12 protein-coding genes are annotated in these 16352 nt (G+C 63.1%); 8 read left to right on the forward strand and 4 right to left on the reverse strand.

From position 1 onward, the window contains the following. Positions 1-3: 3 nt before the first annotated feature. Entirely contained in the window at positions 4-1071 is a 1068-nt protein-coding gene (locus tag ACWPMX_RS11180) for a phosphotransferase (RefSeq protein WP_455700077.1), read from the reverse strand. Next, complete coding sequence (locus ACWPMX_RS11185; protein WP_455700078.1) at positions 1064-2260, reverse strand: acyl-CoA dehydrogenase family protein; 1197 nt, start codon at positions 2258-2260, stop codon at positions 1064-1066. The genes ACWPMX_RS11180 and ACWPMX_RS11185 overlap by 8 nt, the downstream gene beginning before the upstream one ends. 85 nt (positions 2261-2345) lie before the next feature. Here ACWPMX_RS11185 and ACWPMX_RS11190 point away from each other — a divergent pair, with 85 nt between their 5' ends. Next, entirely contained in the window at positions 2346-3083 is a 738-nt protein-coding gene (locus tag ACWPMX_RS11190) for an SDR family NAD(P)-dependent oxidoreductase (protein WP_455700079.1), read from the forward strand. A gap of 238 nt (positions 3084-3321) precedes the next feature. On the opposite strand, the gene ACWPMX_RS11195 is transcribed toward ACWPMX_RS11190, so the two are convergent. Then, positions 3322-5250 carry a linalool dehydratase/isomerase domain-containing protein gene (locus ACWPMX_RS11195; protein ID WP_455700080.1) on the reverse strand — a complete coding sequence of 643 codons (1929 nt, stop codon included), beginning with the start codon at positions 5248-5250 and terminating at the stop codon, positions 3322-3324. A gap of 130 nt (positions 5251-5380) precedes the next feature. Beyond that, positions 5381-7801, reverse strand: a complete 2421-nt coding sequence (locus tag ACWPMX_RS11200) for a TonB-dependent receptor (RefSeq protein ID WP_455700081.1) — start codon at positions 7799-7801, stop codon at positions 5381-5383. A 470-nt stretch (positions 7802-8271) separates the two neighbouring features. Between ACWPMX_RS11200 and ACWPMX_RS11205 the strand changes: the two genes are divergently transcribed. The 7 genes from ACWPMX_RS11205 (at position 8272) to ACWPMX_RS11235 (ending at position 16343) form a co-directional block, all read left to right on the forward strand. Further along, on the forward strand, positions 8272-8985 hold the full coding sequence (locus tag ACWPMX_RS11205; RefSeq protein ID WP_455700082.1) for a GntR family transcriptional regulator: 714 nt from the start codon (positions 8272-8274) through the stop codon (positions 8983-8985). A gap of 187 nt (positions 8986-9172) precedes the next feature. After that, the gene (locus tag ACWPMX_RS11210; protein WP_455700083.1) at positions 9173-10378 is read left to right on the forward strand and encodes a hypothetical protein; all 1206 of its coding nucleotides are present in this window, start codon (positions 9173-9175) and stop codon (positions 10376-10378) included. 5 nt (positions 10379-10383) lie between these two features. Then, on the forward strand, positions 10384-11364 hold the full coding sequence (locus ACWPMX_RS11215; protein ID WP_455700084.1) for a phosphotransferase family protein: 981 nt from the start codon (positions 10384-10386) through the stop codon (positions 11362-11364). Positions 11365-11469: 105 nt separating this feature from the next. Continuing rightward, on the forward strand, positions 11470-13014 hold the full coding sequence (locus tag ACWPMX_RS11220) for a hypothetical protein (protein WP_455700085.1): 1545 nt from the start codon (positions 11470-11472) through the stop codon (positions 13012-13014). Further along, positions 13014-13520 (forward strand): acetyl-CoA carboxylase biotin carboxyl carrier protein, encoded by a 507-nt coding sequence (gene accB, locus ACWPMX_RS11225; protein WP_455700086.1) that lies wholly within the window; start codon positions 13014-13016, stop codon positions 13518-13520. The genes ACWPMX_RS11220 and accB overlap by 1 nt, the downstream gene beginning before the upstream one ends. Then, complete coding sequence (locus ACWPMX_RS11230; protein WP_455700774.1) at positions 13520-14881, forward strand: acetyl-CoA carboxylase biotin carboxylase subunit; 1362 nt, start codon at positions 13520-13522, stop codon at positions 14879-14881. The genes accB and ACWPMX_RS11230 overlap by 1 nt, the downstream gene beginning before the upstream one ends. A 4-nt stretch (positions 14882-14885) precedes the next feature. Continuing rightward, positions 14886-16343, forward strand: a complete 1458-nt coding sequence (locus ACWPMX_RS11235) for a pyruvate carboxylase (RefSeq protein WP_455700087.1) — start codon at positions 14886-14888, stop codon at positions 16341-16343. Positions 16344-16352: the final 9 nt, after the last annotated feature.

Consider the following 16352-nt stretch of genomic DNA (forward strand, 5'->3'; position numbering starts at 1 on the left):
CTGTCAATTGCACTTCTCCATCGCTTCGATCGCTAGGTCGACGAGGCGGGGGTAGGCTTCTGCCCGCACCCGCGCCTTGGCGTTGGCAGCGGTGCCGCGGATGACCCGGCCCTTGATGCCGTGAAAGATCGCCGCGAGCCGGAAGAACTGGAACGCGACATAGAAGTCCCACTCGGGGATCGCCGTGCGCCCTACCCGACGGCAATACCTCGCGACATACTCTTCCTCGCCGGGGATGTTCAGGTCGGCGAGGTCGGCGCTTGCGAGGCCCGCGACAATATCGGGCGGCATGCGATACATGATGGCGTGATAGGCGAAGTCGGCCAGCGGGTGACCGATCGTCGATAGCTCCCAGTCGAGGATTGCGAGAACCCGTGGCTCGGTCGGGTGGAAGATCATGTTGTCGCAGCGGAAATCACCGTGGACGATGGTCGCCTCTTCACCCGCAGGGATGTTCGCGGGAAGCCATTCGATGAGGCAGTCCATACCCGCGTCGCGCCCCGCTTCCTCGTCCGCAAGGTACTGGCCCGACCAGCGCGCGATCTGGCGGGCGAAATAATTGCCGGGCCGACCGTAATCGCCGAGTCCGACAGCCACTGGATCGACCCGGTGGAGTGCGGCGAGCGTCGCGTTCATGGCGTCGAAGTATTCGGGCCGCTGTGCGCGATCGACATCCAGGAAGGTGGCGTCCCAGAAGATGCGACCGTCGACGAGGTCCATGACGAAGAACCACGTCCCGATCACATCGTCGTTTGTGCAGATACCGAACACCCGCGGAACGGGCACCGCCGTTTCTCCGAGCGCCGCCATGACGCGGGCTTCGCGTTCGACCGCGTGTGCGCCCTTGAGCAGCTTGCCCGGAGGTTTCCGTCGGAGGACATAATTGCGCCCCGGCGTGGCGAGTTGATAGGTCGGGTTCGACTGGCCGCCCTTGAACTGGCGAACAGTAAGCGGCCCCGCGTACCCATCGACGTTGGCCTGCATCCAGTCATCGAGTCGGACGGAATCGATTTCGAAACCGGGGCGGACGTCGGTGGTGCCGAGGTTGGCCGTGATGAGATCGTCAGACATCACTGGCCTGCGCGGCGCGCCATTCGCGCTTGATCGCCTTCGCCAGGCTCCACTTGTGGACTTCCGTCGGACCGTCATAGATGCGGAAGGCGCGGATTTCTCGAAACACCTGCTCGACGATGGTGTCCGAAGTCACCCCGCTGCCGCCCATCACCTGCACGCACCGGTCCGCCACGCGCATGAGCGCTTCGGAAACGGCTACTTTGGCCATCGAGCTTTCGACGGTTCCCAGCGCCCCGCCGTCGAGCACGTCGGCGCACCAGTCGACCATGAGCCGCGCCTGCTGCAGGTCGATGCGGTTTTCCGCGAGCATGAAGCCGACCCCTTCGTGGTCGACCAGCGTCTTCCCGAAGGCGCTGCGCCGGCAGGCGTAATCGGTGGCGATTTCGTGCGCGCGAATGCATGCACCGAGCCAGCGCATGCAGTGACTGAGCCGCGCGGGCGACAACCTGACTTGCGCATAGCGAAACCCCTCGCCCGCTGCGCCCAGCATTTGGTCGGCTGGCACGCGCAACCCTTTGATGCGCACGACGGCGTGCCCCCCGGGCATGGAGCTGTCGATCGTGTTGGGCACCCGCTCGATCGTGATCGCGTCGTCAGGCAAGTCGACGAGGAACATGCATGCCCCTCCCTCACTCGCCGGATCGATCGATTTCGCCATCACGATTCCGACCTGAGCTCCCTGCGCGCCGGTAATGAATGCCTTGCGACCGTCGATCACCCAGTGGTTGCCATCGAGCCGACATGTCGTCTGCATCATCGACGGGTCCGAGCCCGCCCCGCCGTCGCCAGCCGGCTCGGTCATGAAGAATGCGGAGCGCGTCTCGCCGGACACAAGTGGCGCCAGGAAGCGCTGCTTGATCGTGTCGCTGCCGACTTTGCCGAGCAGGTACATGTTACCTTCGTCGGGCGCGGCGGTATTGCAAGCCAAGGGGCCGAGCGGAGACAGGCCGGTGGCGATGAGGACTGCTGCGGTCTCGCGTTGGGTGAGGTGGCCGCCGCCGGGCAGGATGTGCGGCGTCACGACGCCCGCCGATCGCGCCTTTTCCCGCAGTTCCGCGACCAGTTCGTCGGTCGGGCAATCGTGGTGGTCGCGGCGCGGATCGCGCTCGTAGGGAGCGACGACCTCTCGAACAAACCACTCGACCCGTTCCGCGATTGCGATCGCCTCTGGCGAAATCCCGTTCATGTCCTCTCCCGATCGAACTTGCGCCAGACGATAATCGGTGTGATAATCGTCAGACGATTTCGTCATATCGGATAGGGAAGAGGTTGTGAACCAGAAAGCGCTGGACGGCCGCACCGCCGTCGTCACGGGGGCCTCGCGCGGGATAGGCAAGGCGATCGCAGAGCGGTTCGCCGCGGAAGGCGCCAGGCTGGTATTGGTCGGCCGACATGCCGCCTCGCTCGAATCCGTCGCCGCGGGGCTTGACGGAGCGACGTACATAGTTGGAGACGTCGGCGATCCGGCCACCGCCGCCAGCGCGCTTGAAGCGGCAGGGACCTGCGACGTCCTGGTCAACAATGCCGGCATGTTCCCGGCCGGACTCCTGGCCGATCTCCCGCCCGACGCCGCCGAAGCGATCATGCGCACGAACTTCGCAGGTACCTTTCAGTTCTGCCGCGCGTTCGTTCCGGCAATGGTCGCGAATGGGAGCGGCACGGTGATCAACGTCACCTCGATCGCCGCGCGGGCGCCAACGCCGGGCCTGTCGCTCTACGCGGCGAGCAAGGGTGCGGTCGAGGCATTCAGCCGGGCGATCGCGGCAGAAGCGGCACCGAACGTGCGGATAAACTGCCTGTCGCCGGGGCCAACCCTGACAGAGAGTGTGTCCGAGATGGCGGCGACCGACACGACGGGCGCAGTGGCCGAAGTAGTCGCCTCGATCGCCATGAAGCGCTATGCCGATCCTGCGGAAATCGCCGCGGCGGCCCTGTTTCTGGCCGGCGACGGTGCGTCCTTCATCACAGGCCAGACGCTACAGGCGAATGGCGGTTCGCTGATGGCCTAGCGCTGGGGACGCCCCTGGAGCGGGGGCACCGGCGGCGCGTCTCGCGAAGCAGCCCGGAGTGCGGCGATGCGATGGCGCACGGATCCGGCGAACGTCGGTAGTTCACACTCCCAATCGACCGGACGCACCACGCCCCAATAAATGCCCCATCGCCGCAACATGGCGAGGAACATCCGGTAGAGATAGGCAGCGATGACGCAGCAGACCACGCGGGGCTATCCTTTCGAGGGCCTTCCTATCACGCGGCGGGCGCGATCGTGAAGCTGCGACGTTCTGCCAGGGGCACGGTGAACCGGGCGTTGCCCGCGCCGTCCGCGGTCAGGTCGATACCCGCCTCCTGCACGCGGTACGTTCGACCTGGGACGAGCCGCGATAGTCCAAGAGCCGCTTCGGTGGGTCCTTCGCCAGGACGCAGCACGATTTCGAGCGCCGAGCCGTCGCTGACCGCCCGAGTCACGATGACCTTGGGATATTCCGCCTCTGCCAGCAGAGGTCCGGTCGCCCAAGCTTCGGGCAGGCCGCGATTGACCATGTCACGGACCGTGTTTGCGCGGGTCCAGGTCTGCGACGCGGCGACACCCTCGCCGTACATCTCGTCCATGGTCTTGGCTGTCGCGGCGATGATTTCCTCGTCACCCATTTCCTGAGCGGCCCAAAGGACCATCATCAACGGGTTCAGCTCGGGCCATTCCTTGTACGAGAAATTTGCCGGCTTGCGAGTATCCCACCCGAGCGGGAGCAGGCGGAAGTCGAGCTTGCCGTCGCGCGTGACCTGGATGAAGTCGCGCTTCATGATCTGCCACAGCCGCTCGGCCTGATCGGGTGCGTAGGGGGTCATGAAGCGGATGCCCCAGGTTTCGCCGAACAGGCCGGACAGGCTGGGGACCGTGAAGCCGAAGGTGCTCGAGGTGCAGACGCGAATGCGACCGTCGGGAAGCGTCATCTCCTCTTCCATCGTCCGGTCGAACCGGTCGCCGATCTCGCCGATCATGTCGGTCCCATGGCGCGCGTCATGCAACGCCAGCGAGGTCCGCCCGACCAGGTTGCACATCGAGTAGATCCAACGCGGCTCGCAGGGGAACCAGCCGTAGTCATAGCGCTTGTAGTTCTTCACCACCTCGCGCAGCATCGTCTCGTGGCTGTAAGGGAACGCGGTGTTTTCGTCCCAGCGGAAGGTCAACGCGCCTTCGCCCTTGAACGGCGACGTACCGCTCGACGTTTCGAACAGACCGAGCGAAACTCCCAAGAACCCGCTCAACATGATGTTGTCGATGTCGACCGGGTTTTTGCCGGGACGCAGGTTGCCCCACATGCTTTCCCAGTACCAGTAATTGAATGTTTTGCGGTCGATGTGCTTGCGGATCAGGTTTTCCTGGGCCGTGTTGAGATATCCGTGGAACGCCGGAAGCTGGGTGTACTGGCCGAACGCGAGGTTCCAGCTCATCGTGCAGATCTGGTAGCGGAGCGCGCCATCCTGCCAGGTGTCGTTGAAATTGAAGCCGGTCCAGCTGTCGACCGGTTGGAGCGCCAGATCCAGCATGCGGCGGAACTCGGCGACCTGCGTGTCCGGCATTTCGGGTGAGGCCTCGATGGGCCGGTCGCGCAGGATCGGTTCGGCAAGGGCGATCGCCTTGTTGTGCTCTTCGGCACGGGCCCGGGCGGCGGCGAACTTGCGGCGGCGGCCCACAGCCAGCACGAAATGGAGGCCGGCTAACGCAGCGGGAACGGCCAGTTCCATGACCGGGGCTCCGCCTGTGCCGCGCCAGCCGACGAACGCGGCTGACAGCAGCGCGGTGCCGGTCAACACGGCAGGCGGCGCCAGCACGGGCCCCCGCGCCCACCAGATGAACATTATTACCGCGAACGCCGCCACCGAAAGCAGGCCAAGAACGACTCCGGCAGCGCCGCCTGCGTAGAAGAACCCCCCGCCCGGCAGGATGATTCCGAGGCCGAACGCCTTCCACTGCGGACTGAGGCCGAGGATGATCGGCATCAGCCCTGCAGCAAACACAGCAGCCTGTAGGAAGTAAAACCGCCGCAAGATGCCGCGCGTGATCGGGCCGTGCATCCGCTCGATCTTCGGAATCTGCGGGATCCGTTCGACCAGGCGCGGCGCCTCGTCCGAAAGTACCCCGCGATCACCGGGATATTGCAACTGCGTCGCCATCGATCTCTCCTCGGGCCGAGCGGAATCGGCTTATGATTTCGTCCGACGATATCAGAGAAATTCCGAGGCTGCAAAGAAAAGGGGCGGCAGGATCGCTCCCGCCGCCCCCGTTTCAAACCGGACTACCGCGTCAGTAGCGCCAGCTGGCCTGGAGGCCATACGTGCGGGGCATCCCGGTGAAGCGGGAGATCGACGCCAGGTTGTCCTGCACGTTGGTCCAGTAGAAGGTATTGGTGGCGTTGCGCACCCAAGCGCCTAGCCGGATCTTGTCGTCGTTGAATCGCACACCCGCCCGCAGGTCGAGCACCGCGTATTCCTTAATGGTGTAGCGGGTGTCTTCGGAGGCGAACTGGGTGTTGGTGTTGTTGAGCGCGCTAGTCGTCTGGCTGTTGTAGGATACCGACGCGCCCATGTACGCCTTGGCATCGGCCCCGACGAGGAACTCGTATTCGATGTCGCCGATCGCGGTCAGGGCAGGTGCGTACGGAAAGTCCTGTCCGGTGAAATTGCGCTGCACGCCGAGCGCGTCGAACCCGGTGTATTCCTTGATCTCGGTATCGATGTAGGTGAGGCCCGCACTCAGCGTCAGGCCGTCCATCGGACGTACGTCGAGCTGGGTTTCGAAGCCCTTGACCGAACTCGCGGGGATCTGGACCAGCGCATCGAGGGTGACGAACACCGGATCGGGCTTGCGGCCGCGAAGCTGCTTGTCCTTGTAGTCATAGTAGAACGCTGCCGCGGTCACGTTGACGAGGCCGTTGCTGAAGGGCGCCTTGAAGCCCGCCTCGTACGCCGTCACCGATTCCTGCTTCACCGGCGCGTAGCCGGTATAACTCGCAACGGAAGCCGTGGGGAAGCTGCCTGACTTGTAGCCGCGCGCCACGCGGGCATAGAGCAGCGCGTCGCTGGCAGTGTTGTAGTTGAGGCCCACGTTCCACGACAGGTTGTTTTCGTCGAGTTCGTCGAACAGCGCAGGGCGGAACTGCTGCGGGAAGTTGGCCGTGAAGGTCAGGCACTCGCCCGGCTGCACCGTCGTGCCGAAGATCGCGTTCCACCAGATCGCCGTGCCGCCACCGAAGTCGTTCGTACAACCTTCGAAGTTGCGCTTGCTCTCGGTGTACCGCGCGCCGGCCACGAGATCGAGGCGCGAGGTCAGCGCAAACTCGACGTTGGCGAACGCGGCGTAGTTCTTCACATCCTGGTCGGAATAGTTGAACGTCAACTGCCCACGCGGGGCTCCGGGGATGAAGTAGAGGGGGTTGGACGAGGGGCCCTGGCTGAAGTTGTAGAACAGCCGGTCGAAAGTCTTAGAGCTGTCGTAGTTCGCGCCAAGGATGAAATTGCCCCAGGTATAGTCGCCCGAGACGCGCAACTCTTGCGAGAAGGTCTTGATATAGCCTGACGTGTTTGTATCGACCGTAGCGTAGATGGAACCGTCGAAGTCCTGCACCGAGTCGGTCTTGTAATCGGAATAGGCAGTGATCGACGTCAAGGTCAGCGCTTCGCTGAGGTCGACATCCACCCGCCCGCTGAACTGGTAGAACCGGTCGTCTCGCTCTAGCGGACGGTAATTGGCGGCAAGGACCGCATAGTTGCGCAGGCTGTAATCTGTGGTCGCAGTATCTCCGGCGATGCTCAGCGGCACCCCATAGCTCCAATCGGCCGCGCGGGCATTACGTGGTGCCGGCTGGTAGGCCTTGAACGCCAGCGCATCGGGGCTGCTGCAGGTCGAAGCGGTGTTGGCACCGCAAGAGTCCTCGATCAACTGTGCGGCCTGTGTATCGCTTCGATCGCGCCAGCCATTTGCATTGAGGAGGACACGGAGCAGGCCGCCATTGTCGAACTCGAGCTGCAACCGGCCCTGTAGCTTGTCCTGTCGACCCAGAGTGTCGTTGCGCGTGTAGCTATACTGCCAATCGTCTGACTGGATCGTCCGCAGCGCCAACCGAGCCTTCAATCCGCCAGCAATGGGGCCGCTGACGAAACCCTGCACGTCGATCGTGTTGAAGCGGCCGAAGCTCGCATCCACGCCCGCTGCAAACGTGTCGGTCGGTTTGTTGACGACGTAGTTGATCGCGCCACCGGTGGTATTCTGCCCGAACAGGGTCCCCTGCGGACCCTTGAGCACCTCGACGCGCTCGATGTCGAAACCGATCCCGCGGGTCGTCGCGCTGAACGGCAGCGCAACTTCGTCGGTGTAGACCGCGACGGTCGGTGCGGCGGAAAGGGTCGTTTCGTAGAAGCCGATACCGCGCAAGGTATAGACCGGGGTGTTGAACGGCGACGGCTGGACCGTCAGACCGGGAACGATCTTGCCCAGATCGGTCGGCGAATCGATCCCGCGAGTAACAAGCGTCTCGCCCGTCTCGGCCGTGATCGACAAGCCGACGTCGTTGATCGACTGTTCGCGCTTGTTCGCGGTGACGATGATTTCACCCTCGGCCGCCGCTGCAGAAGTCGGCGCGGCTACCTGCCCTTCGGCAGCAGGATCTACCTGTGCGAAGGCGGGGGCCGAAGCCAGAGCGACCGAGACGGCCGAAGCTCGAATCATGAATCGTGTTGCGTTACGCATCGTATCCTCCCCAATCCGCCGGCAGTTCCGCCGGTCGATCGTGCACGCGCCGCGCCGACTTGGGTTGTCGGAGAGCCGCTTGGTCGGCTGGGGAGCTTGCGGCCACCCATTCACGCCAAACGAACTCGGTCGCGATCACCAGCATCCTAAACAACGCTCGATGATTTCGTCAAACGAAATCGATAGACTGAAACGCGAATCCCGTGGGGCAAGGAGGCAGCTGGGTGTCCGACAGACTCGTCGGTCGAAATTGTACATTAGCGGCTAGGCGGCTCGCCTTCTTCAAGATAGGTTGAAGTTCGTGGCAAGGCATTCGGTTGCTTGAGTTTCAGGCCAAATGTCGCCAACTGCGACACTAGATGCGCAACGCGCGTGTTTGTTTTCCGATGGGCGCTGCAGGCAATCTGCATCGTCGAAACGGCCAGGTTAGGATGTGATCGATGGGGGCGGTGGCCGACAAGACAGACGCTACGAATGCCGCAGCGAAAAGCGATCTGGATGAGCGGTTGAGCGCCAGCGATCGGATCGCCGAAGCGATCCTGCAGGACATTCGAAGCGGCCGGCTGGTGCCAGGACAGCACCTCCTCGAACCCGAACTGACCAGCCGGCTCAAGATCAGCCGCGGCAGTCTCCGAGAAGCGTTGAAGCACCTCGGGGCTGCCGGGATCGTATCGCTGAGCCGTTTTCGCGGCGCCTACATTGCCACGCTGGACCGCAAATCGGTTCTCGACCTGCTCGATACGCTTGAGCCGCTTGCCCGACTCGCCGCGCGACTCGCTTCTCAGAACTGCTCGAGCCAGCGAGACCGCAAGCGCATCGTCGATGCCGGAGAGAAGCTCGGTCAGGTTCACTCGTCGGGTAATCGGGGCGATTACCTCAACGAGCGTCGGCGATTTTACGATCTGATGATGGAAATGGGCGGCAATTACGAGCTTGCCCGCACAATGCCGCTGTCACGCACGGACCTTTTCCGCGCGCAGGTCGAGACTCGCCAAACCGACCAGCAACGTAAGCGCCATGCCGACGGTTACCTGAAGATCGCCAAGGCCATCGCTGCTGGCGACGCCAATGCCGCCGACAAGGCCATGGCGGCGCATTTTGAGGGCACTCGCAAGACTATGCGCGAGCTTCCGGCCGACGCTTTTCCGCATCACGATATTTAACGATCCTACCCGCAAATCCTTGTTTTTTCTCGCCTGCACACACCTTCGTGTGCGGCCGATACTGCACGCCCGCGATCTAGATGAGCGAAAATGGCTAGACGAAATCGTCCGACACATTTAGGACGTCGTGAAAGCATCGACATTCCTCGTCGAGGGGATTCGGGATCGAGCGCAATCGGAGAGAGCAATGACCTGGCAGACCAATGGGCCCGTGAAATTCATCCGTAACGAGATGGAAGACATCGGGATGATCACCGCCCTCGACGAGATGCTCAACCACCAGATCGTCGACACATTCGCGACCGCGTCGACATCGGATCACAGCTGGACCGAGAAGATCTGGTCCGCAATCGTTCGCAAGGACGGCGCGCTGGGCGTCGATTTCGGACTTGGTCGCTATCACAATCGCGGAGTGCTCGACGGCTGGGCGGCGGTTTCGCGCGGCAGCGAGCAGTGGACGGTACGCGCCAACGGCGAACTGCGGGACGACCCGACCATCACCCACGTCGGCCCCATCAAGTACGACGTGATCGAGCCCCTCAAGCAGGTCCGGTACCGCCTCGATCGCAACAGCGAACAGCCGATCGCGTATGACATCACCTTCACTGCGGAGATGCCGCCCTTCTTCGAAAAGCGCCACCGCCAGCGTGAACGCGATGGCTTTCGCGTCGGCTCCGACGTGATCCGGTACCACCAGATCGGCGTACCCGAAGGGTGGATCGAGATCGAAGGCGAGCGGATCGAGATCGTGTCCGACGAATGGACCGAATACCGCGACCACAGCTGGGGCACCCGTCTTGATGTGGGTGCGCACAATGCCGACATCCGCTCCAGCGCAGACTTCGGCGACGTCCGCTTCGGCGAAGGCGAGTTCGAATTGATCTGGAGTCCGTTCATGCTCGTGAAGCCGAACGGCGAGAAGTACGCTTTCCACTTCTACTACCAGACCAAGCAGGGGCGGGTTTTCTACTCGTCGGGTTACCTGAACCGTCCGGACGGAACTCAGGAAACCGTTGCCCGCGTGCGGCCCGAACTCGATTTCGACGACTACACGCGGCGACTCAAGGGCGGGCGCGTCCATTTCGACATGCTGCAGGGCGGCACCCACACCGTGGAGGTCGAGGTAGTCGGAACGTCGGGCGTTCACCTTGGGCCGGGCCTCTACCTGGGCTTCGACGGGCGCAAGCACGGTTCGTGGATGGGTGAGCTGACGGTCGAGGGCGAAAAGTTCGCCGACACGATGGACCGCAAGACCCTCGAACGGATCCGCCAACTCCGCGATTGCCCGATCCGGGTCACCGAGGGCGACGCGGTCGGCTACGGCATCATGGAGACGATCATTCACGGGGCCAATCCGGCGCTCGGTCTGACCGCCGCCAACTCGCTGGTCTGAGCGCGATGGCACGCGATACCGAACGCCTCGCCGAAGGCCTGCGCAGCTATCTCGATCGCGGCGCGGGCGTCTGCGGGGTCAAGACGCTGTCCGCCGGACATTCGAACGAGACCTACCTCGTTGAGGGTCTGAATGAGATCCTGCGCATGCCGCCTTCGGAAGAGGGGCTGCTGCCGCCTTACGACATGGCTCGCCAGCACGCGGTGATGTCGGCGGTAAAGGCACACGCGCCGGGCGTGCCGATGCCGGTGATGCGCGAACTGTGCACCGATCCAGCGGTTCTAGGCGACGAATTCTTCCTGATGGACGCAGTGTCTGGCGAAGCATTCGAATACGCTGTGCCCCAGTGGCTCGAAGATGCCGGGCCGGAGGGCATGGATTCGTTGTGCGCCCAATGGTTCGACGCGGTCGCTTCGCTGCACAAGATGCCCGTCGACCTCATGCCACCTGGCGGCCGCACCGTCGAACAGGAGGTCTCCCATTGGCTCGAAGTATCGCGTGATTGCGAAGCAAGTCCTGCGCTGATCGCGGTGCTCGAAGAGCTCGACCGCAATCCGCCACGCACCTCGGGGCCGGCGACTCCAGTGCATGGCGACCCGAAGCACGGCAACTGCCTGTGGCACGACGGCAAGCTGACCGCCTTGCTCGACTGGGAAATGGCGCAGATTAGCGAGCCGATGCTCGACCTCGGTTACATCCTCATGTTCCACGACCAAGGCGCGGCATCGCTGGCGAATGCGGGTTTCGGCGAACCAGGGTGGTGGAGCTGGGACCGCATGGTCGCGGAATGGGAGCAACGGACCGACCGGACCGCTCCGGACGTGATGCGCTACGCGGTGATCGGACAGGCCAAGGTGTCCGCAATCATTTCGGTCGGCGCGCATCTCTTTCGTACGGGCCGCATCAAGGATCCCCGGTTCGAAGGATTCGCGATGGTTCTGCCCGCCTACGTCGACCTGCTGGAGCGGCGTGCCCAGACAATGTGAATCGACTATTTCGTCTGACGAAATCGACCGAAGCTATTGCCAATCGCGCATCGTCCTGTAAGATGTGCATCGATAATGAAACTGCCTGAAGGGAGGTGGAAAGGGATGCTCGACTACGTCCGCCTGCTGGAGGCCAACAACGCGATCCAGACGATTGGTGACGACACCTACTGGCTCTGCGTCACCCGCACGGTGCAGGAATCCAAGCTGTTCCCGGTCCCGTCGTACATGCTGCTTTCCTACCTGAACTGCTATTACCGGTATCCGGAACTCCTGCGGAAAATCGAGGCAAGCATGCCGGCCGAGGAGATCGGCGACCGCGCCCGCGCTTTCGGCGGGAAGTTCGGCAGTCTGCCGAGTTGGGCGATGCCGACATTCTACCTTCTCGGGCGTGAAATGCTCATCAACTTCGGCCTGCTTTCCCCGGCCGACAATGCCGCCGACGTCGCCTACGTCACCGACTTCTGGCGACGCTACAAGCTCGCCTATCAACGCGAAGACGGTCATCTTAACGCGCGCGAATTTGGCCAGCGGGTTCAGCATCTGCCTGAACGCCGCATCCAGCGCTTCCATGCCGACCTGATCGCCTGCAAGCCCGGCGACCGGCTACACGGAGCGGCGCAGGCGTTCCTCGCGACGGTATCCCAATACGGGTTCCTCGTCTCTTGTGAGAGCCGCTGCACCCTCAACAACTCCGGGCCTTACAAGCTCGCTGAAGACCGAGAATTGATCGTCCGCGAATTTACCGATCTTGCGCAGGGAGACTATCCATGGCTGGACGGGGTTGCAGACGACATCCCATTCAACAATCTCACCGTCACAATGGAAGCCACGGGCTGCCAGTTCTACCTGATGGACGACTGGGGAAGCTTCGAATCGCGCCCGGAGTTTACCGCCGAAGCGCTGACGGGCATTGGTCTCTACACGTCGGACTGCCTCAGCGACGGCTTCGAACCGGTGGGCATGGGTTCGGCGGACGAACTCGCGGACACCTTCGAAAAGCTGACAGAAAAATTGCGCGAAGCGACGGTTTCGCTGTGGAAGCGGGTGGCAGGCTGGTCGCGTGACCAGATGATGGACGCAGGCGCGCTCGTCTATTTTTCCCTGATCAAGGACTTCGCCCACATTGCTGGTGTCTACGACCCCAATGACTGGATGAAGATCGATCCACGCGCGGATCGCTTTCGTCCCCTGCTCAACGACGAGTTCGGTCGAGATTTCCTTGGCGAGTTGGTCGGGCTCGTCAGCCTGCCGAGCCAGCAGCTCAACGAATATGCGATGATGCAACACAACGGGCAACCGGCGCGCTACATCTCGCACATTCCCTACACCGTCCTCGACCGCGAACCGTCCGACGCGGCACTCGCGCCGATCGGCGAAGGCGTGTTCCATCTCGACGACAAGACCGGTCCGTATCGCACGACGCAGGGCGCCCTCGACCTTGCCGAATACAACCGGAGGGCAAAGGCCGTCGCGCCATTGCAGATGCAGGACGGCATCCGGTTCCTTTGCGACACTTCGATCAAATATGCTGCCGATGGCGACGAGAACACTGCCCGCGCATTCGCGGACGAATGGCGCCGCACGCCTTCGCTGGCGGGAACCCCACCGGGCTTGACGCGGGCCGAAGTCGAACGGCGGAGGCGGTGATGGACGCGGAGGGTGCCATGCCGGACATCGAGCAGCTCATTGCCGAGTTCGAAGCATCGGATTTGCGCGAGTTGCACGTTCGTCGCGGCGAGTTCGAAATTTACCTGTCGAAGGATTCGGGCGCGACCGGCATCGGCTCGGCGCATGCCACTGCCGCTTCCGGCCTGCCAGCGCACTCCGCATCCCCGAGCGCACCGCCTTCTGCTGGCACGCCCGTGCCTTCGGTGACGGGCGCAGAGATCGACGAAACCGCTTGGCCAGAAGGTGCGATCGTCGTTCGCGCACCGTACCTAGGCACCTTCTACCGCTCTCCCAAGCCGGGCTCCCCCGCGTACGTCGACATCGGATCCAGGGTCGCGGTCGACGACGAGCTGTGTCTTGTCGAGGTGATGAAGCTGTTCACGGCGGTCCGTGCGGACCACAGCGGCCGGGTGGAAGCCATCCTGGTCGGCGATGGCGAAATGGTCGCTGCCGACCAGCCGCTTTTCCTCATCATGCCCGATTGATCGCAATGAGCAGGGTTTTCGTCGCCAACCGGGGGGAGATCGGTCTCCGCGTCGTTCGGGCTGCCGCAGGACTTGGCATGGAGACAGTCATCGGCGTGTCCGATGCCGACCGCGACAGTCTGGGTGCCCGCGAAGCGGATCGGGCGGTCGTGCTCGGCCCCGGGCCTGCGGCCAAGAGCTACCTCGATGCAAAGCTGGTCGTTCAGGCAGCATTGTCGACGGGCTGCGACATGCTCCATCCGGGCTACGGCTTCCTCTCGGAGCGCGCGGAACTGGCCCGCTTATGCGAAGACCACGGGATCGCCTTCGTCGGCCCTCGACCCGACGTGATCGAGGCGTTGGGAGACAAGCTGAGCGCGCGCGCAATGGCGCAGGCGGCGGGAGTGCCGCTGGTGCCTGGAACTGGCGAGATCGCCAGCGCCGCCGACGCAGTGAAGGCGGGTGACGAGATCGGGTACCCGGTCCTGCTGAAGGCATCGGCGGGCGGGGGCGGGCGCGGCATGGTGATCGCCAACAACGCTCGCGAGGTTGAAGCCGGCTTTGCAAAGGCCAGTGCAGAAGCGCTCGCCGCCTTCAATGACGGCACGCTCTTCATGGAGCGCTTCGTGCCTGAGGCGCGGCACGTGGAAGTCCAGCTGATGGGCGACGGCAATGGCAATGTCGTCCACTTCGGCGAGCGCGACTGCTCGGTTCAGCGGCGCTACCAGAAGCTGGTCGAGGAAGCGCCCTGTGCCGCCATGTCGGCCGAGTTGCGCGCCAAGCTGCACGAAGCGGCCCGCGCGCTTGCCGCGAGCGTGAATTACCGCAACGCCGGCACTGCAGAATTTCTCTACGATGTCGCTCGCGGTGAAGTCTATTTCATCGAGGTCAACGCACGCATCCAGGTCGAACATCCGGTCAGTGAAATGATCGCCGGCGGCTTCGACCTGGTGCAGGAACAGTTGCGCATCGCCAGCGGTGCGCCGCTCAGCCTTTCGCAGGATCGGATCGAGCTCTCGGGCCACGCGATCGAATGCCGGATCAATGCCGAGGATTGGCAGCGCGATTTCATGCCGATGCCCGGCACTGTCAGCCGCTGGCGCCCGCCGGAAGGTGATGGCGTCCGCCTCGACAGCCACATTGTCGAAGGTGCGACGATCCCTCCATTCTACGACAGCATGGTCGGCAAGCTTATCGTGCACGGCCGCGACCGAGCGCAGGCCGTCGAACGACTCATCGGTGCCATCGACGCGTTCGAAGTTGAGGGTGTTCCCACCACCCTTCCCCTCCACGCCAAGATCGCTCGGCACCCGGACTTCATCGCCAACCGCATTCACACGCGCTGGCTCGAGCAGACGGTTCTGGCCGGACCAGGGGAGTAAGACCATGGCTCACATCAAATTTCTCGATGAGACGATGCGAGATGGGCAACAGAGCCTCTGGGGAATGCGAATGCAGGCGGGCATGGCGTTGCCTGTGGCCCCGCTGATCGACGATACCGGTTACGAGACGATCAGCCTTGCGGGGTCCTCGCTGCACGAAGTCCTGATCCGCAAATGCAATGAGGATCCGTGGGCCGGTCTCGACCTGCTGGTCGGATCGATGCCCAAGACACCATTGCGTGCGGGATGTCGCTCGAACGGATCGGTCACATTCGGCTTCACGCCAGATGCTCTGATGGACCTGTGGGTCGACCGGCTCTGCGTCCATGGCATCCGAAGCTTCTGGCTCTATGACGTGCTCTTCAACATCGACAAGATGCACCGGCTGGCAAAGATTGCAAAAGGCCATGGCTGTCAGGTCGCGGGGACGATGCTGTTCACGTTGTCGCCGGTTCACACCGATGAATATTACGCCGACAAGGCCGACAAGCTGAGCGCGCTTCCCGAAGTCGACAGCCTTCTGCTCTATGATACCGGCGGCGTGCTCGACCGCACCCGCATTTCAACCCTGGTGCCCGCAATCGTTGCCAAGTCGCGGGGCAAGCCAATCGAGATGCACGCCAACAACATGCTGGGCCAGTCGGCCAAGTCGTACATGGACGCGATCGAGTTCGGGGTGACGGTCCTTCACACTGCTGTCCGGCCGATGGCCAATGGTCCTTCGATCCCGTCTATCGAGATCATGACCAAGAACGTCGAGACGATGGGCCATACCCACAACATCGACGTCGGCAAGCTCAAGGCGGTGGGCGATCATTTCGAGCGCGTCGGCAAGGCAGCAGGCTTCCTTGTGAACCAGCATTTCGAATACGACGTGACAGCGCTCAAGCATCAGATACCGGGCGGAATGATGGGCACCTTGCGCACCCAGTTGCGCGAGCAGCACATGGAGGAGAAACTTCCCGACGTGCTGGCCGAAGTCGCGCAGGTCCGTCGGGAGCTGGGTTATCCTGGAATGGCGACGCCGTTTGCCCAGCTTGTCGGGACTTTGGCTGTCCTCAACATCGTGACCGGCAAGCGCTACTCTGTCATCCCCGACGAGGTTATCCAGTACGCCGCTGGCTTCTATGGCGATCCTGTGGCGCCGGTCGATCCCGACATAATGGACCGGATCATGGCGACGCCGAGGGCCAGGGAAATCACGGCCCATCCTCCTGAGCAGCCGGACGTCGCCGAATTGCGTCGTCGCCACGGGACCGGTGAGGATGACGACGAACTGATCCTGCGTGCGCTCGTGCCGCAGGCGGACATCGACCGGATGCGTAAGTCGGGACCGCCCGCGCGCGATTATCCGACGCTGTCATCGCCCGACCTTGAGCGCGTCAGCAAGCTGCTGAAGGTCGCGACCACTCCATACGTGCAGGTGCGCTCGGCGGGGCTCGACCTCACCATGCGAACCTGAAGGTGCCGC

The sequence above is a fragment of the Tsuneonella sp. HG094 genome, from assembly GCF_053819285.1.